Annotated in this window: 14 protein-coding genes and 1 tRNA gene; 5 read left to right on the top strand and 10 right to left on the bottom strand. The window is 45.5% G+C overall.

Annotated features, from left to right (window positions below; translation table 11 throughout):
• Window positions 1-180: 180 nt before the first annotated feature.
• The 10 genes from AC1XTG_RS15675 to tgt all read right to left on the bottom strand — a co-directional run bounded on the left by AC1XTG_RS15675 (window position 181) and on the right by tgt (window position 13,260).
• Complete coding sequence (locus AC1XTG_RS15675) at window positions 181-1,185, bottom strand: glycosyltransferase family 4 protein (RefSeq protein ID WP_484842594.1); 1,005 nt, start codon at window positions 1,183-1,185, stop codon at window positions 181-183.
• Complete coding sequence (locus AC1XTG_RS15670) at window positions 1,178-2,572, bottom strand: O-antigen ligase family protein (RefSeq protein ID WP_484842593.1); 1,395 nt, start codon at window positions 2,570-2,572, stop codon at window positions 1,178-1,180. The genes AC1XTG_RS15675 and AC1XTG_RS15670 overlap by 8 nt, the downstream gene beginning before the upstream one ends.
• The gene (locus AC1XTG_RS15665; RefSeq protein ID WP_484842592.1) at window positions 2,560-3,918 is read right to left on the bottom strand and encodes a CDP-glycerol glycerophosphotransferase family protein; all 1,359 of its coding nucleotides are present in this window, start codon (window positions 3,916-3,918) and stop codon (window positions 2,560-2,562) included. Before AC1XTG_RS15665 ends, AC1XTG_RS15670 begins: the two co-directional genes overlap by 13 nt.
• Entirely contained in the window at window positions 3,888-4,616 is a 729-nt protein-coding gene (locus tag AC1XTG_RS15660; RefSeq protein WP_484842591.1) for an acylneuraminate cytidylyltransferase family protein, read from the bottom strand. Before AC1XTG_RS15660 ends, AC1XTG_RS15665 begins: the two co-directional genes overlap by 31 nt.
• On the bottom strand, window positions 4,616-5,767 hold the full coding sequence (gene neuC, locus AC1XTG_RS15655) for a UDP-N-acetylglucosamine 2-epimerase (protein WP_484842590.1): 1,152 nt from the start codon (window positions 5,765-5,767) through the stop codon (window positions 4,616-4,618). Before neuC ends, AC1XTG_RS15660 begins: the two co-directional genes overlap by 1 nt.
• Window position 5,768: 1 nt before the next feature.
• Entirely contained in the window at window positions 5,769-6,770 is a 1,002-nt protein-coding gene (locus AC1XTG_RS15650; RefSeq protein WP_056291928.1) for an N-acetylneuraminate synthase family protein, read from the bottom strand.
• Window positions 6,771-6,796: 26 nt separating this feature from the next.
• On the bottom strand, window positions 6,797-9,091 hold the full coding sequence (locus AC1XTG_RS15645; protein ID WP_484842589.1) for a GumC family protein: 2,295 nt from the start codon (window positions 9,089-9,091) through the stop codon (window positions 6,797-6,799).
• A gap of 140 nt (window positions 9,092-9,231) precedes the next feature.
• A complete protein-coding gene (gene glf, locus AC1XTG_RS15640) occupies window positions 9,232-10,335 on the bottom strand; it encodes a UDP-galactopyranose mutase (protein WP_056291936.1) in 1,104 nt (367 codons plus the stop codon).
• 113 nt (window positions 10,336-10,448) lie between these two features.
• Window positions 10,449-11,903: an OmpA family protein gene (locus AC1XTG_RS15635; protein ID WP_484842588.1), complete on the bottom strand. Its 1,455-nt coding sequence runs from the start codon at window positions 11,901-11,903 to the stop codon at window positions 10,449-10,451.
• A gap of 223 nt (window positions 11,904-12,126) precedes the next feature.
• Window positions 12,127-13,260: a tRNA guanosine(34) transglycosylase Tgt gene (tgt, locus tag AC1XTG_RS15630; RefSeq protein ID WP_484842587.1), complete on the bottom strand. Its 1,134-nt coding sequence runs from the start codon at window positions 13,258-13,260 to the stop codon at window positions 12,127-12,129.
• A gap of 110 nt (window positions 13,261-13,370) precedes the next feature.
• Between tgt and AC1XTG_RS15625 the strand changes: the two genes are divergently transcribed.
• The 5 genes from AC1XTG_RS15625 to AC1XTG_RS15605 all read left to right on the top strand — a co-directional run bounded on the left by AC1XTG_RS15625 (window position 13,371) and on the right by AC1XTG_RS15605 (window position 16,735).
• Complete coding sequence (locus tag AC1XTG_RS15625) at window positions 13,371-14,501, top strand: glycosyltransferase (protein WP_484842586.1); 1,131 nt, start codon at window positions 13,371-13,373, stop codon at window positions 14,499-14,501.
• Entirely contained in the window at window positions 14,492-15,112 is a 621-nt protein-coding gene (gene rsmG / locus AC1XTG_RS15620) for a 16S rRNA (guanine(527)-N(7))-methyltransferase RsmG (RefSeq protein WP_056291949.1), read from the top strand. The genes AC1XTG_RS15625 and rsmG overlap by 10 nt, the downstream gene beginning before the upstream one ends.
• Window positions 15,113-15,134: 22 nt before the next feature.
• A complete protein-coding gene (locus tag AC1XTG_RS15615; protein ID WP_056291951.1) occupies window positions 15,135-15,416 on the top strand; it encodes a hypothetical protein in 282 nt (93 codons plus the stop codon).
• An 84-nt stretch (window positions 15,417-15,500) separates the two neighbouring features.
• A tRNA-Asn gene (locus AC1XTG_RS15610) sits at window positions 15,501-15,574 on the top strand.
• Window positions 15,575-16,009: 435 nt separating this feature from the next.
• Window positions 16,010-16,735, top strand: a complete 726-nt coding sequence (locus tag AC1XTG_RS15605) for a YozE family protein (protein ID WP_484842585.1) — start codon at window positions 16,010-16,012, stop codon at window positions 16,733-16,735.
• The last annotated feature ends 541 nt before the right edge of the window (window positions 16,736-17,276 follow it).

Genomic DNA, 17,276 nt, shown 5'->3' with positions numbered 1-17,276 from the left:
TTCCAGAATTGTCCATTATTTTCTTATTAGAATTTAGAAAATCACATCTTAAAGTTTTTTTCTAATTACTTTAGTTTGTTATTTTGCGGTATTAGAACCAGAATTCGAACCATCAAATAATTTGATATAGATATTAAAAATATAGTGTGTGTATAGTGTGAAACAGGGCATGGAAACTTTCTATGCCTTTGTTTTTTTGGAGCTTTCCAAAATTTTACATTCCAATGCACTGCTATAAAGCGACATCAGCTGTTCGATCACCGGAGTTTCCTCACTCTCAATTCGTTTACCGGGAAGCAAATCTTCTGCCTTCCTGATCTCAGTTTCCAGATCCATCTCATTTAAATCATTGTAAACCTGGCAGTAAGGTGATCTTTCCACCACGGCGGAAGCAAGTACTGCTACATTCAGTTGAAGTGCTTCGTGAATGGACAATGAAACGCCGTCAGTGGTAGTATTCCTGATAAATGCGTCTGCTATCTGCAACACATTCCTGAAATCGTGCGGAATGGAGATGAAGAGAACATTCGTCGGAAGCTCGCCGCATAAATCTGATATGTAGCGAATGTAAGCAGCGGAAGGATCGGAAATGACCAGTCCAAACGCGGGCTGTTGTGAGATGTAAGTCACCAGATCCCAAATCCCGTAAGTTTCCTTTTGGTTTTTGTCAAAAGTCAGGTTCCATGCATTGGTACAAACAATCTTCCTGTGCTGCTTCCTGAACTCCGCCAGCTTTGAGCTCGTACACTTGTCAAGCGGCTTTATATAATCAGATGGCAAAAACGTCGAGAACAGCCTGGCAGATCTGTTGCATTCCAACGCTTTTTGCAAGCTCTCTTCATTCTGAACAATGGGAATCAAGCAAAGCCGCGCCGACCAGCTTACCAGTACATTCCCCCAGAACGCATACCGGCCCCAGTTTCCATGGTAAGTAATGATTAGTTTCCTGAATGTAAGTCTGCAAAATAGCGCCAGCAGAACCTGCCAGGCGGGATTTGAGATATGAAGGTGTATTACCTCGTAGCGACATAACTTGAAAAAACATCGAACCGGCCCGTGTTGCAAGTCAGCGAAGTCAAAGTTGTTAAAACCTTCTTTTTCGAGGTTTTCCACCAGTCGCTTCACATGCATGGTTACCCCGCCGATTGGTGGCGGCACTTTTCCGATGATCAGCAATCTACGCATTCGATAGAGGTGACTTGCGCAGACTTTCGGAATAGAAATAAAGACAAAGCAACAACACCGGCGCAATGCAGTTGATCGTCAGGCTCTTCGCAGGAATGATCACAAAGACGCTCCCGACTGTATGATTAAAAACCAGGTAAACGACTAATGCAAGTGGCAGCGCCTTGTACATTCTCCCCGCACCGGACGCGCTTACAAGCATAGTACCGCATTGAACAAAAACAGAATACATCAGTATCGCACCGATGAGCCCATTCTCGGCCAGTAACGTATACCAAAGTGAATGCGCCTCCCTGTACCCTGGTCCGAGCACCTCAAAGCTCCCGGTACCATGCCCGAAAACCGGACTTTCCACAAAAAGACTGTGTGCAACAGCATGTATCTCCCCTCTTCCGCTGGTTTCGAGAAGTCTGCCGAAGATTGAATGCGTGGCAAAGTCACCAAACCGAAGCTTCCAGAAATAGGCAAGTCCTGCATTGCCAGTCACAGGCACTGTCCAGGGCACAGTCAAAATCAACCCTCCAAAAACACTTATGAACAGCCAAAACAGCCACCTTCCGAAACTGAATGTAATTGTGATGATCAGATAAGGGATGATGAGCAGCACTGCGCCGCGGGAAAATGAAAATAAAACGACACCCAGGAAAACCGAAGTAAAAAGGATAACTAAGCCGGCCCGCGAGCGTTGTCGCCTGGCATACAGCAATGCAAATGGCCAGAGTAACACGAAATATGCCATTGTTACATTGGTATCTGTGATATTCCGTGTAGCCAGTAAGTTGTCAGATCCTTTATAACTGGCGCCGGCCGCCACAAGCCCGAAGGTTCCGGCCCCGAGAATGATATAAAGCAGACACAGGTAACATTCCAATCGAGCCCGAAAATCAGACGATTGCATTGCGGCGGACAGATATACAAGATAACAGGGCAATGTAACCAGTGTAAGTACCGCGGCGCCAAAAACCACGTTGCCGAGATTAGGCGATATGCAAAGGAAAAAGACATTCGCGCCAGTCCAGCTAACCAAAAAAAGTTGCTCCCTTCTATTCAGTTTACATGGGCATCGCACAAAGAAGTTGATAAAATAGGTACCAAGGATCAAAAAAGGCAGCAGCCGCCACAGCGAGTTTGCGCCGGCAGGGAATGCATATTTTTGAAATAAATGCAAAAACTGGGTAAATACCGGGATCGATAACACATGAAAAAGCTTGTGTGGCGAGAACGTAAACAAGGCGACGACGCAGTAGATGTAAAACGAAAAAACAACTAGCGCCTGAAAACCGCTCTCGCCAAAATGGAGCAAAGCCGGACAAAGCCAGGATACAATCAGGGCTATACTCAGCGATAACAGGCATTTCCAGCCTGCTTCTGCAATTAAGCCAGCCATTCGTCGACGTAACGCATCATGCGTGAAACACTACCACCTGCCTGTATGGGCGCGTGAGCGCTGAGCGCGGCTTGGGTAAATGCACTTTGAGAACGCTTCCGGAGTACCTGATCGAGGTGATCAAACAATTCCTGCTTGCTTAAAACCAGTTTGCCAACTTTGAACGCATTAAGCGGCAGCTGGTGGGAGTAATCATATAATCGCCTCACGGACTGGCTGTAAGGAAGCTCCTCATTTCCATCATACCCGATGTTCACAACAGGCTTTCCGCAGGCAGCGGCATCCAGGCGCATGGTCGAAGCAACCTGCACGCACACGGTACAGCTGTAAATTGTATCGGTAAGCAAATCCAGGAAGTTCAGCTCAGGAAGAGAGGTGCACGCCGAAGACCGGCAGACTCTTACCGTACGCTCCGACAGATATTCTTTGTAGTAAGCCAGTTGATCAGCAGGATGCAGCCGGATGAGCAATATTGTATTAAGCCTCCTTTTACAATATTCCAGCAGATCTTCCACAATGTGACGCTGGTTTGGAAAATGCCTGGGTGCGCTTGTTGCAAAAAGAATGATATCGGCAGAGCCGGAAATAGAAAGCTTTCTTTTGAAGTTTAAAAGTGATATCTCATTCGGCTTCCTTTTCACGTAAACATCAAACCTGGGAACCCCGGTAACACAAATCCGCGGTATTGGCTGAAATCCGGAATAGAAGTTCTCGAATTCGCATTTCATTATTTCATTCCAGACGAGCACATAGTCGTGATTTGCATTGATCATTCCCTTTGAAGTAAGGTTATCCCAGCTAATGATGATAGCCAATGCAGGTACTTTCTGGCGGGCAAGCCTGTTTACGATTGCATTCTCCCTGCTGTCAAGCGGCGACGAAGAAATGACGCCGGCCAAGCCAGGATTGGGTAAACCGGGTTGCGCGATCCTCGAAGAGAGCAGTATGATCGCTTTTCGGACAAAGTTCAGGAGCCAGCGGGCAAGCACTCCTGACCCTATAAGCCAGCCTAAACCATGCACAACCCGGCGAATAAAGATGCTTTGTTCCAGCAACTTAACTCTATGTGTATTGGCTTTGAACAAGTTAAAAAATAAGAACTTTTCAAAAAGCCTCAGCAGGCACAAAACCGGAAGTTCTTTCCCGAAAGAAACGCTGACAAGCGTAAGCTGGATTTCGAAGTACCTGTTGATCTTTACAATGTCGGCTTCCTGAATGAAATCGGAAAGGATCTGGACGCTGTACTTGTCAGCAAGCTTTTGTATAAATCCCGTGTGGATCAGGTTAATGGCCGCAAAATGATTAGTGACAAGCACTAACAGTTTTCTTTTTGAAGGTTCTTCCATAGATGAATGTGGTTCTGCGCCATTTCCCAGTCCGAAAAAGTATCAATGTTAATGTCGGGCTCATCCTCTGTCAGCAAGCTGGCGATCTTCCCGCCTACCAGCATTCCTTCCTGGATCAGGGCAGTTTTAGAAATGTATATTTTCCCATCGCGATAGTAGTTGTCGGGCAGATCCTGCCGACGCGAAATGAGCTGCGCGCTATCATTGACAACTTTGTATAGCCCCTGCTCCCCGGCCTGAAAAGCCCAGCTGGGATGAAAACGATCGGGAATTTTACGAACGGTGATCAGGCTATCCGCGCCCGAAGCAATCATGTATTTCGCCGCTCTGTCAATCAGATCTGCACTTCTGAAGGGCGACGTAGGTTGCAGGAGCATCACAAAATCGAATGCACACCCGAATCCAGAGTAGAAGTCGAGCGAGTGCTTTACTACTTCAAGCGAGCTTGCAACATCCGTAGCCAGGCTTTTGGGTCTTACAAATGGAACTGTTATCCCTGAAAACTGCTGTGCATATTGGAGGATCCTGTAACAATCACTAGACACAATTACTGTGTTCAACAACTTCGCTTTCAAGGCCGCCTGAATCGTGTAGTAGATCAGAGGCTTGCCGCCAAGCAATTTCAAATTCTTGTTATAAATACCCTTAGAGCCGCCGCGAGCGGGAATTACGCCTAATATTCTGCTGGTGGTTTTCATCAGTAAGTGATTTTCTTTTCAAATGTGAGGGGGATTTCGGCAAGCAGGTCGGCGATTTGCTGACCTGCATTTCCTTTTCCGTAAATGAAATCGGGCGCAAATCTGACGCGCGCCAGCTGTTTTTCAGCAGCTTCCATAATGGAGTCACTGGCATGTTTTGCATCTACTACATTCTGCCCGCGCTCCCGCCCGTCCTGCCTGTTACCGATATTCACTGCCGGTATGCCCAGCGTAGCTCCCTCCCTGATCCCGCAGCTGGAATTTCCGATCAAACAAGCCGCTTTATTGAGCAGTTTCAGGAAATGCTCCGGACGCATGTTGTTGAAGAAGTGAAATGGAAGCAATGTATTCTGGCCGTAAAAACTGCTTATCCGATGAAATGTCCCGCCCGTGCCCGGATCGGCATTCGGGAAAAACCATAACACAGGTAGCTGCAGTGAGATTAATGCGGTTAATGTATTGTTGAGCTGCTCCTCCGACTTATGTGGCTCCGTACTCACAGGATGCTGCAAAACCATCAGGTAAGGCTGCTGCAAATCAGGCTTGCTTCCGATCCCACCATATAGTGTATACGGGTTAAAATCGATGTCAGGATTTTTTAGTACATCAATGACAATGTCCAGCGAAGGACAGCCGGTAAAGAATATCCGACCGGGCTCCTCGCCCATTTTGATCAACCTTTTACGCGCTTCTGCCGTTGCTACAAAATGGATATCCGCCAGCTTGGTAATTGCGTGACGTACCTTCTCATCAATGTTCCCCGTCACCTCTCCGCCTTGCACATGCGCCAGCGGAATGTTCATATAAGCAGCAGCAATCGCTGTGGCCATTGTTTCAAACCTGTCGGCAATGGTAACGACCACGTCAGGCCGGATCTTCTCGAATACGCTGGCGAGTTCTGTGATGCCGGAAGCTGTGGTCACCGCCGCCGACGTACGCTTGTCGCCGGTATTTGCATTCGCGATCCTGGCCACAATCGGGAAACCGTCATCAACAATATGACTTACCACCTGTCCGTATCTTTCGAGCAAAGCGCTGGAAGCAACTATGAGCTGCAATTCGAGAGCGGCGTGTTTTTGTATGGCAGCTAATAGGGTTTTTGAGCGGCTATAACTTGCCCTCGCTGTAATCACGACACAAACTTTCCTCATGTCAAATGTGATTAGCAGTCAAAAAATCCCATTGAGTTATGTTTTCCCGCAGCTTGCTCCCAAGTATTTCTGCAAACCTTTTGGCCTCAATACCGTGGCCAGCCGGTTTCTTGGATTCAAGGTCTTCTATGGAAATAACATGCCCTTTTTCAAGTGATTTATTGATTGCCAAAGATTTGCCAAACTGGACTTTTAACTTTTGAAAATGTGCATTATCGGCTTTATCAACGGGGTTCTGAAAAGCACTTTCGATTGCACGTACTCCCCGTGCAAGCTGAAAAACCTGATCTACCGTCAAAGAAGAAGACGTATCCGGCCCCGGCATTCTTTTGTCGAAGGTCACATGAAATTCCAGTAGGTCGGCGCCCGAGGCAGCTGCGGCGAGGCAGGCAAAAACGTCTCCGGAATGATCTGAAAAGCCGACTGGCAATTGATATCGGTTTTTGAATTCATGAATTACATTGATCCCCCATTGATCGGGCTGGGTGGGGTAAGAAGTGGTGCATTGTAAAATGGAGAGCGGACAATTGTACCGGCGCAGGAAGGCGATCGTTTCATCCAGTTCATCCGGCGAGCTCATTCCTGACGACAGGATCATCTCCTTACCAAGCCGTGCGATCCGGTCAAGCATCAGGAAGTTTTCAACCTCACCCGACGCAATCTTAAATCGCGATACCCCCATATTTTCCAACATCGTGACAGCCGCCACAGAGAAGGTGCTCGGTATAAAATCAAGCTGGTAGTACTCACAATGCCGCTTCAAACCAATCCATTGCTCTTTTGTAAACTCCATTCGCCTCCAATAAGCCATTCTCGTCAGGTCTGGAAATGAGAATGGGTTCCGAAAAGGCTCGTAGATACTACTTTCCGCATCGGCAATGTGCACCTGAAACTTGATTGCATTAACTCCCGACTGCGCCACTGCATCAATGTACGCGTGGGCCATGGCGACACTACCCTCGTGCGCCTGCCCGATCTCACAGATCATGTAAATCCCTTTCATACGTTTTTAGTTGTTGATATACCTTATTAAAAAATGCTTCTTCTTTGTTTTGAATGTGAATAGTATTGATATCCGGGCTTGTATTTTGCTCCATTGTAAATGAGCTTCAAGGCCGGCAGCTGGCCTGTATTCAGCAGCTCATTGATTTCATCGAGGTTTGCCAGAAGCGTAAAATCGTGGCGTACCACAAACAACGACATATCTGCAACCCTGCCAATTATCCTGGCGTCGGTTACCAGACCCACAGGCGGCGTGTCTATTATAATGTGGTCGTACCTGCTTTTGAAAATTTCAATAAGTTGGTCAAAGCGTTCTGTGGAAAGCAGTTCGGCAGGATCGGGAGGCGACGGGCCGGAAGTCATTATATCAAAAGCATTGCGTGCCCTACCTTGCTGGATGAGACTCTCAGGAGCCGGATCTTCGTGCATATAATCTGTAAACCCGGCGGGATCGAGGTTCAGATAAGCTGCCACTGAAGGTCGCCGCAAGTCCAGTTCAAGTAATAAAACCTTCTTATCCGCATTTGCAAGAGACTCCGCTAAATGCATAGCAACAAACGACTTACCTTCTCCCGAGGCAGCAGAAGTGATCAGGATCGTTTGACATTGGTGTACTGGAGAGCCAAAAAGCAGGTTGGTACGTAATGTTCGAAACTGTTCTGCTACGATACTGCGGCTGTTAGTGTCAAGCAGCTTATGGTGTCTTTCGTAGCCAATTTCTCCCACGACCGGTGCAATGCAGCGTGTAGTGATGTCATTCTTGTTTGCAATTCTTACTGTCAGGACTTTTTTGATATGCAGTACAAATAGCGGAATGAATAATCCCAGGCAACCCGCGATAAGCAGCACAAGCTGTTTATCAGGTGTTACAGACTGCGAAGCTGCTTTTGGCGCGTCCAATATCCTCGCATTGGCAATTGTTGAAGACCGGGTAATAGAAGTTTCAATGCGCTTTTTTAGTAAAAACAAGTAGAGCTCCTGCTTGATTTGTTGTTGACGAGAGTAGTCGATGTACATCCGCTCCGTAAAAGGAAATTTGGCAATCTGACTTTTAAACTCCCTTTTATGTCGATCGTACGAGTCCAGCGTGATCTGAACTTCGCGCTTCTGTACATCCAATGCAGCACGCATATCAGCCTTCAAGCTACTTAGCTGGCTGTCGAGCGTGTGCATGGTAGGATGGGCCGCGCTCATGGTCACGGCATTCCGCTTCCTGGATAGTACCAGCTCGTTGTATTGCCCAACTAATGCGCTGAAATTACTTTCCTGCTGGATCAGAGAGGTTGGAATTGCACGGTCGGGATTATCCGAGATATATCGGGTAAGTTCTTCGAGGATTTTTAATTTGATAACGTGACCTTCAAGCTCATCAGAAATGCGCGACGACTTTTCACGAAGTGCCTGATTATCTGCATTCAAATCAACTACTCCGTTACGTTGTTTGAATTTGGCTATGCCGGTTTCAATGCTCACCAACTCTGAGGAAACCTGAGCGAGATTGCTTGTAATGAAGGATAACGTACTATCTGCGGTTCGGTTCTTGTCATCAATACTGTTTCGTAAATATTGCCTGATCAGCTCATGAAGAACAGCTTCTCCCTTTTGCGGCAGGATATCTTTTAGCGACAAACCGACGACACTTGCCATCTTGTTGGTTACAGATACCTTCAATGCCGAAGTATACCTTGCTACAACTTCGTCTTTCGCCGAGATTTCAATCGAATATTGATCGTCTGGAGTGTAAATGTGTTTTGTCCGCGAAATTATCGCGGGTACCTGATCAATTAATATAGTATCTCCGAATGCACAGGTCCTGCTTCGCTTTGCATCGGAGATCTGGTATTTTCCTTCTTCGAGAAAAGTCAGTGTATAAATTGTCTTGTTCCGCAGGGTAATGGGAGCGAGAAACACGATTTTGAAAGGCGATTTCTCATACAATTCGGAGGTCTTTACCCTGCCCGAAGCAAAGCAGCGCACCTGCAGTTGGAGCGCGTCCACTACATGCTCCATCAGGTTCCTGCTCCTTAGAATTTCAACCTCATTGTCTACATTGCTTGTAACAGCAGCCAGGCCAAGGTTTTCGAATAAAGCGGCGTCCTCGAAGTTGGTGCCGCGCGAATCGTCTCTCACCAGCAGGGAAGCCTGAATGTCATACCGTGGAGTCGAATACCTCAGGAAAACAATGGCAATTACTACGCATGTAGCCAAAGAAGCTACAAACCAATACCAGAAGCGCAGCGCTTCTTTCAGGAAGTGGAGGCTTACAATGCCTTTTCCGTCATTTGCTAAACTCGTAACCTGCTCTAATTGCTTGCCTGTCATTACATACCTTTTGACTTAGTATGGTTTAGACGTCGGTTAGCAGAATACGTAACGCATTAACCGGAATTTTTTTTGAAATGCGTATAAACAAAAATCCCTAGCAACTCAAAAAGATGCCAGGGATCTATAAAATGGCATTTTCAGGCGAAATGCACTTTCACTTTCTTTAATGCAGAAGCTACTACCTGGTGCATATCATAATAACGATATTCGGCTAATCGCCCACCAAATATTACGTTCTCTTCTTCTCCGGCAAGTGCCTTGTACTGGTTAAAAACGGCAGTATTCTTGTCATCGTTAACCGGATAGTAAGGTTCCGCACCTTTTACCCATTCTTGTGGATACTCGTGCGTGATCACCGTTTTAGGCTGCGTGCCAAATTCAAAGTGCTTATGCTCGATAATCCGCGTAAATGGCGTCTCTCCATCCGTATAGTTTACAACCGCATTACCCTGGTAATTCTCCTTGTCCAGCAACTGGTTTTCAAAGCGAAGGCTGCGATATTCGAGCTGCCCGAATTTGAAATCAAAGTATTCGTCGATTGGACCTGTGTACACCACCGTTTCCGCCAATGCTGTTAGTGCCTCCCTGTCTTTGAAGAAATCGACGCCCAACCTTACTTCCACATCTTTGAGCAGACCTTCCGTCAGCTTGTTGTAACCACCGATGGGAATGCCCTGGTATTTGTCGTTAAAATAATTGTTGTCAAATGTAAAGCGAACAGGCAAACGCTTGATAATGAACGCAGGTAGTTCCGTTGCTTTCCGTCCCCATTGTTTTTCTGTGTAGGCTTTGATCAGCTTCTCATAAATATCAGTTCCGACAAGTGAAATAGCTTGTTCTTCCAGATTTTGCGGGTCTTTGATACCGGCTTGCTCTACCTGCTCCCTGATCTTTTCCTTTGCTTCCTCCGGCGTGCGCACTTTCCATAGCTGATAGAAGGTGTTCATGTTAAATGGAAGATTGTAAAGTTCTCCATTAAAGTTGGCTACCGGCGAGTTGGTGTAGCGGTTAAACTCCACGAAAGAATTTACATAATCCCACACATCCTTATCATTGGTGTGAAAAATGTGTGCACCGTATTTATGTACATTGATACCTTCCACATTTTCGCAATACACATTGCCGCCTGTGTGTTCTCTCCGATCTATCACCAGGCACTTTTTCCCTCTTTTTGTAGCTTCATGCGCAAAAACAGATCCCCACAACCCTGCTCCAACTATTAAATAATCGTATTGTTTCATTAAACTAGTTTGTAATATAATGTGAGTACTAATTGAAAGATTTCCATCCTAAAACAGAAAAGGCCTCCGATATGGAGACCTTATTCTGCTTATATCTTTTTTCCACTAAACTATTATGGAAGAAGTTTAAGTTCTACGCGACGGTTTCTTTGTAGTCCGTTGCGGGTTGCGCTGTCTGCGATAGGTTTGAATGAACCGAAGTAATCAACAATCACTTTGCTTGGGTCAGTCAATCCGGCTTCGTTGATCAGGTAGTTTTTAACTGCATCAACTCGGCGGCGAGAAAGTGCGATGTTGTAACGATCCGATGCACGACGGTCTGTGTGACCAGCCAGTTGCAAGCGGCAACCGTTTTTGTTCATCAGCGCAGCTACGTTTTTCAACATTTCCTGAGCCTCAGGCTTGATCACGTTTTTGTCTGTATCAAACATTACGTTTGCGAAGATCTCGCTGCAAGCTGCACCCGTTGCCAATGCATTTTTAACATATGCATCGAAGTCAAGTACGCGTCCACCACCGTCTACGATACTTCCTGCTGGTGAATTAGGCTCTTTATCGAAGAAGTCAGAAACACCGTCACCATCTGTATCAAGAAGCAATCTTGGGTCGATATCTTTTGGACGGTTTGCTTTTGCAACTGAGTCCATTTCTTCAAGCGTAAGGATCTTTGGTGGCTTGATCAACACCTTAGGATCTGTGTAACGCAAGTGGTAGTATCCGCCTTCGTCAGGTTTGTAATCCCATTTGCCATCAACTTTCTGAACTTTCAATGGGTTTTTACCCAGTTTGTAAGTCAACTGAATCGCTCCATAACCGTAGCTATCCAATTCAGAGTTTCCTTTACGTGAAGTCTTTTGGTCTTTAATAAGATTCAGATTCTCAGTTCTGTCATAGTCACCACCGTAAGTAGCGTCCAGATAGTCAGAGTTAGTATGGTTCAAACGGAAGTCAAGACCAATATCGATTCTCTTTGTAACTTCGTAGTTTACGTTCAAACCTGTTGGGATGATCCAGTCATTTTTGCTGCCGGTCTCGCGCAATTTTACACCGCCAGTAAGATCATATGCAGTTGCATCGTAGAATATCTGCCCAACCCCTACATACGCATCCACTTTCCAGCGCTTCATTTTATTAGGTCCCATCAAAAGACCTTTCAGGTTGACGGTTCCAGCAATGGAAACATCAAAGTAATTTCCTTCGAAATAACGATTGTAATTACGGCGCTTCATACCTCTCAGATTACCAAGAGATACATCCAAGCGAGACCCGAACAAGTATGAAAGCTGTTTGTTTAAAGTGAGGCCTCCTTGAATTGTTCCGGATTCCTTGTGACTGTCAGCAGATGTTTTTGTAACAGGCCAGAAATCATACTCTCTCAAATCGCCGAAAAACATAGACGGGCCAAAGTGTGCAGAAACTGACCAGGTATTCAGTTTGTAAGGGCCATCGTAGGTTGCTTTGGGATTGTAATCCGGAGAATTCGGTTGCTCTAGCGGTTGCGCCAATGAAGGCAGCGCCATCATTGCCCCCAAGGCAAACGAACAAATCAACTGGGATACTTTTTTCATACTATTCAAGTTAGCGTTATTAAGATTAACTAGGATTGATCTTTAGTCAATATGAGTAAATTAGGTATTCAATTCATGGCCAATTGTACGTCAACCAAATGCCTAGTGCGCACAAAAATAGGTTAACAATATCACTTAATCAACCGAAGTTTCAGAGAAACGGAAAAACTTTCAGGATTACCAATTCAAATTTTACCCGAAAGAAACGTCCTTTTCCGAACTTTCAAAGACGTTGATTTATTTTTTTTAATATTTCAGTCTTCCACGAAAGAAATACTCCTTCCCTTATTTTTTCCCTCGCACTACGCACCAGCCACAAGTAAAATGTAAGGTTATGGACACTCGCAATCTGTGCGCCCAGCATTTCTCCTGACTTCACAAGATGCCTCAGATATGCCTTACTGTAAAAAGTACTAACGTATCCTCCTAATCCTGCATCAATCGCCGAGAAATCATCCTTCCACTTTTCATTGCGGATATTGATTATGCCTTCCGTAGTAAAAATCATGCCATTCCGCGCGTTCCGCGTTGGCATTACACAATCAAACATATCTACACCCAGTGCAATGCATTCAAGGATATTCGCGGGCGTGCCTACTCCCATCAGATACCGGGGTTTGTCTTTGGGTAATATGTCGCAAACCACTTCCGTCAGCTCGTACATGATCTCGGCCGGTTCGCCTACTGATAAGCCGCCGATTGCATTTCCCTCGCGGTTACAAGAGGCAATAAATTCTGCTGACTGAACCCGAAGATCTTTGTACACACTGCCTTGCACAATCGGGAAAAGTGTCTGCTGGTGACCATATAGAGGATCGGTAGTATCAAATCGCTGGCAGCAACGCACCAGCCAGCGGTGTGTCATTTCCATGGATTGACGGGCATAAGTAAAGTCACAGGGGTAAGGAGTGCATTCATCAAACGCCATGATAATGTCCGCTCCGATGGTCCGTTGAATATCCATCACATTTTCCGGGGTAAATGTGTGTACGCCACCGTCAATGTGTGACTTAAATACCACACCCTCTTCATTGATCTTTCTTCCCGTTCCGGCAAGTGAGTAAACCTGGTACCCGCCGCTATCTGTCAGTATGGGTTTATCCCAGCAATTAAATGCATGCAAGCCTCCTGCGCGGCTCAGTATGTCAAGTCCCGGGCGCAGGTATAAATGATAGGTATTTCCCAGAATGATCTGTGCCTGAATATCGTCATGCAGCTCGCGCTGGTGCACCGCCTTCACCGTCCCCGCAGTACCTACCGGCATAAAGATCGGCGTCTCAATCACACCGTGATCAGTCTCGATATATCCGGCCCTTGCCTTGGAAGCGGGGTCTTCAACTTCTAGTGTAAACTTCATTAAACCTTTTAGATTTCTGAGCTGCAAAAATAGATTGAAGGTCTCGAAGAATACTGACAATGACTGTATATTTGTGAGAATATGATTAAAATTTACCTCTCTCTTCTGTTGTGGCCGAATCATTACTTTATGCGCTAGCAGCGTTTGTTACCGTACAATTATTCTATTATCTCTTCTTTTTTACAAGACTTGCGTTTTATGGAAAAGGTGCGAACTACGGTAACGCAATGCCTGGTGTGACGGTACTGGTTTGCGCCTGGAACGAGCGGGGCAATCTGACGGAATTGCTTCCCCTGCTCGATGCACAGGAATATCCCGAATTTGAAGTGATCCTGCTCGATGACCGTTCTGATGACGGGAGCGAGGAATTCATCCGCAGCAACATCTTTCAGTGGAAACACATCAGGTATATCCGGATCAACGATCAGTTTGATCACGTAACACCAAAAAAATACGCATTAACGGTAGGAATGAAGCAGGCAAAATATCCGATTGCGTTGATGACCGATGCCGATTGCCGCCCCTCCTCGCCCCACTGGATCACCGCGATGACTTCCCGTGTAACGCCGGACAAAGACATTGTGCTGGGCTTCTCACCCTACTTCCGGGACAAGGGAATGCTCAACTGGTTTATCCGCTGTGAAACCTTTTATACTGCAGTTCAGTACCTTTCTTTTACGCTGGCCGGAATGACTTACATGGGCGTGGGCCGCAACATATTATATAAGCGTTCGGTATTCTTCGCCAACAAGGGTTTTTACACACATAAGAATGTATACGGCGGAGATGATGATATTTTCCTGAACGAAGTGTCTACCAGTGAAAACACGACGATCTCTATTGAGGAAGATTCGTTTGTTTACTCCCGGCCGAAAACCACGTGGAAGGACTGGTACCGCCAGAAAACGCGCCATATTGCAGTAAGCAGGTACTATAAGCCGCGCAACAAGATATTGCTCGCATTGCTGTCAGGCAGTCATATTGCAGTTTGGCTGCTCGGGCTTGTCGCACTCCTTTTTGGATTGATCACGAGAGACTATCTTTCCTTACAATACCTAGGCATCATCGTTGCGGTGCGCTGGGTGATTCAATGGTTTTTACTCATTATTATAAATCTGAAGCTGGACAAAACGGTAGAGTGGTTCAGCTTTTTGCTCATGGATTTTGCATTGTTTGTTTACTATACCGTTTTCGGTTTTGTTACTTTAACTAAAAGAAGGCCACGCCGGACATGGAACTAATTAACAGGTATTTTCCCGAACTTACTGAGGATCAAAAAAGTAAGTTTAGTCAAATGGAAGAATTATATCAATACTGGAATGCGCGCGTGAATGTGATTTCGCGGCAGGATATTGATACATTATATGAAAGGCACGTGCTGCATTCGCTTGGGATTGCGAAAGTGCAGGGATTCAAAGCAGGAACCAGCGTTTTGGATGTAGGTACCGGGGGCGGTTTTCCCGGCATCCCCCTGGCGATCCTTTATCCCGATGCCCAATTTCACCTTGTGGATAGTATTGGCAAAAAAATCAGGGTAGTGCAGGAGATTGCGGCTGCATTGAAGCTGGATAATGTGCGTGCAGAGCAAACACGGGCTGAAAAGCTGGACGAATCCTATGAATTCGTGGTAAGCCGCGCAGTAACCCGCATCACGCCATTTGTAGGCTGGGTCAGAAAAAACATCAACCGTAATTCATTTCACGAGCTCAGGAACGGGATTTTATATTTAAAAGGAGGCGACCTGGCAGAAGAATTAGGTGAGCTAAACCAGAAAAACCGCGTTTATGCGCTTTCTGACTATTTTAGCGAAGAATTTTTTGAGACCAAGAAGGTCGTGTATGTACCTTTATGAAAATTTAATTTAACCTAATATTATGAACGAACGTTTTAGCGCCAGTGGATTGATGAATCCGTTTTTCCCCGATGAAGTAACTTTCGGAGAGAAAGGCGTAACCTTCAAAGTCAGCAAGCTTTTCAGAAGTACCGACAACTTTGTGTTCTATTCCGACATTTCGGGTGTTGAAGTGGATAGCGGGATGTTTTTTTCGACGATCCGCGTGATCCCGAGAATGCGTCCGGAAATAATTATCAATAATTTTACGAAGGGAGACGCAAAGAAAGTCAAGGAGTTAATTCTCGCGAAGGTGCAATCATAAGTTTTTTTTAGAGTTTACTCTTGCGCTGTATAACTTGAATTCTTAGATTTGCACCACAATTCGAGTAAACAACCGGATATAAACTCCTGAATAGCTCAGCCGGTTAGAGCATCTGACTGTTAATCAGAGGGTCGTTGGTTCGAGCCCAACTTCGGGAGCCTGAAAATGAAGCACTTAGCATTAATTTGCTAGGTGCTTTTTTCTTTAGTTGCAATAAAAGTTGCAATAGTTGTGGATCGTCGGAAAAAGTTGGGGACGATCAAAAAGTTAGTTGGTTTGTGCCAAATCAATATTGATGCATGCAAAAACTAAATTCAGCCTTCGTCTGTTTTGTGGTGCCAAAAGGAATTTTTAGTTGGTTAGCCAAGATCGTTGAGCGATAAGGACTCGAAAACATAATAACTATAACACTCTTATTTCGTTGGCTTCGTAGGTAAAATTCTTTAATTTTGGGCATGGCTTATTCAGGAGCCTGACGCCCACCGCCGCAAAGCTGCATCAGCACTGTCTTCTACCTTTGTGATAAACTTTTTCTCATGTCGGGAGAATGGTTGGTGGGTGACATTTTCTTGTGAGATTAAAAGTGTTCACAAATGAAACAGCAGCAACATACGCTCGCTTTCGTAAAGCGTCAGGCGAAAAATCTAAAAAAGAAAAGCGGCATAAGCCACATGAAAGCTCTGGATACAATTTCCAAAGAGCTGGGATATTCCAACTGGAAACATTGCTTACAAAGCATTGGTCAGAAATCCATCCCAAAGACGGAAACCATGAGTGAAGTGCCTCAACTGAGTTTCACTGACTGGCTGAAAAAGCACAAGAACCGAGATTCCCCTTTGGGTGATTTGGCTTCGGATATGCTGACAGATAGTACTTGGCCGCTGTATGAAGCTTTGGACGAATACCTAGGCTATATGAGTTTTAGGAGCGCACCTCGCGTAGTAGTGGAAACTCTTAAAAGGTCATGGAAGTCGTACAAGGCTTATCTGTATAGACTGAATTCGCCCAAACCAAACCATCCTCGTGTTGTCAAGCAAAAGCCTAAAAATCACGATCCCCGAAAGATCACCTATGTCTCCAATGTCACACCGCTTAACCATTCAAAGAGAACGGTAGAAAAGTTTGCTGTGGGTGATAAGGCATGGATTTCCTGGGAGGGACGAAAGGCTATTCCCGTGACGATTGTCGAAGTGGATGGTATATATTATTCCTTTAAAATAGAACGGCCCCTCAACAAGGCTGGTAAAGAACATTACTTAAGGCTTGACGAGGTTCGAAGCACTCCGGAACTGGCGTGTATAAATCACGTTACAATGTAATCGAGCAGAGAACGGCTTTTAAAAGGCCTGCGGACCGCAGGCTTTTACAAGCCGTTCTCAATTAACAAGATTGGATTACCACTCATCTCCAAAGTGGCCTCCATCTGTCAGGCCTGTAATGCTCGTGAGTGCTGTAACCTGCGGGCCAGCCATTGGTCCTGCCAGCAATTTCTACCAGAGATTGCTGTTATACTGGTCTTCATGATTGGAACGAAGTCTGCCACCATATTCGTCAATGGATCGTGAGCATCCAGGATGTTAGAAGTATCTAATTCTTTATGTTCCGACTCTCGAGACCCAGATTTTCTATTTGATCTCGAAAAGTAACAAATGACTTGGTAGTTAACTATTAAAGATAACAGGAGGCTTAAAGCTATTATTTGCTTTATGAGATGCCATGGGATGCAAGTTCAAAGCTTGTTATCCAGAAGTTGACTCATAGGCGTCACGTACAGCATCGTAATTCATTTTATTGGGTCGTATTCACGTTGACATCTTGTTCACTATAATCGAGTTTGTTTAGGTTTCACTAGACCAGATA

It is taken from the genome of Dyadobacter sp. HNCC25DJ183 (genome assembly GCF_056895175.1).
This window is presented reverse-complemented; position numbering and strand designations above follow the sequence as displayed.

Bases quoted from the DNA above. Each gene is read 5' to 3' on its own strand.
- AC1XTG_RS15670 (WP_484842593.1), bottom strand. From the start codon at position 2,572: ATGGCTGGCTTAATTGCAGAAGCAGGCTGGAAATGCCTGTTATCGCTG.
- AC1XTG_RS15645 (WP_484842589.1), bottom strand. From the start codon at position 9,091: ATGACAGGCAAGCAATTAGAGCAGGTTACGAGTTTAGCAAATGACGGA.
- AC1XTG_RS15665 (WP_484842592.1), bottom strand. From the start codon at position 3,918: ATGGAAGAACCTTCAAAAAGAAAACTGTTAGTGCTTGTCACTAATCAT.
- AC1XTG_RS15605 (WP_484842585.1), top strand. From the start codon at position 16,010: ATGAAACAGCAGCAACATACGCTCGCTTTCGTAAAGCGTCAGGCGAAA.
- AC1XTG_RS15675 (WP_484842594.1), bottom strand. From the start codon at position 1,185: ATGCGTAGATTGCTGATCATCGGAAAAGTGCCGCCACCAATCGGCGGG.
- AC1XTG_RS15650 (WP_056291928.1), bottom strand. From the start codon at position 6,770: ATGAAAGGGATTTACATGATCTGTGAGATCGGGCAGGCGCACGAGGGT.
- tgt (WP_484842587.1), bottom strand. From the start codon at position 13,260: ATGAAGTTTACACTAGAAGTTGAAGACCCCGCTTCCAAGGCAAGGGCC.
- neuC (WP_484842590.1), bottom strand. From the start codon at position 5,767: ATGAGGAAAGTTTGTGTCGTGATTACAGCGAGGGCAAGTTATAGCCGC.
- rsmG (WP_056291949.1), top strand. From the start codon at position 14,492: ATGGAACTAATTAACAGGTATTTTCCCGAACTTACTGAGGATCAAAAA.
- AC1XTG_RS15615 (WP_056291951.1), top strand. From the start codon at position 15,135: ATGAACGAACGTTTTAGCGCCAGTGGATTGATGAATCCGTTTTTCCCC.
- AC1XTG_RS15660 (WP_484842591.1), bottom strand. From the start codon at position 4,616: ATGAAAACCACCAGCAGAATATTAGGCGTAATTCCCGCTCGCGGCGGC.
- glf (WP_056291936.1), bottom strand. From the start codon at position 10,335: ATGAAACAATACGATTATTTAATAGTTGGAGCAGGGTTGTGGGGATCT.
- AC1XTG_RS15635 (WP_484842588.1), bottom strand. From the start codon at position 11,903: ATGAAAAAAGTATCCCAGTTGATTTGTTCGTTTGCCTTGGGGGCAATG.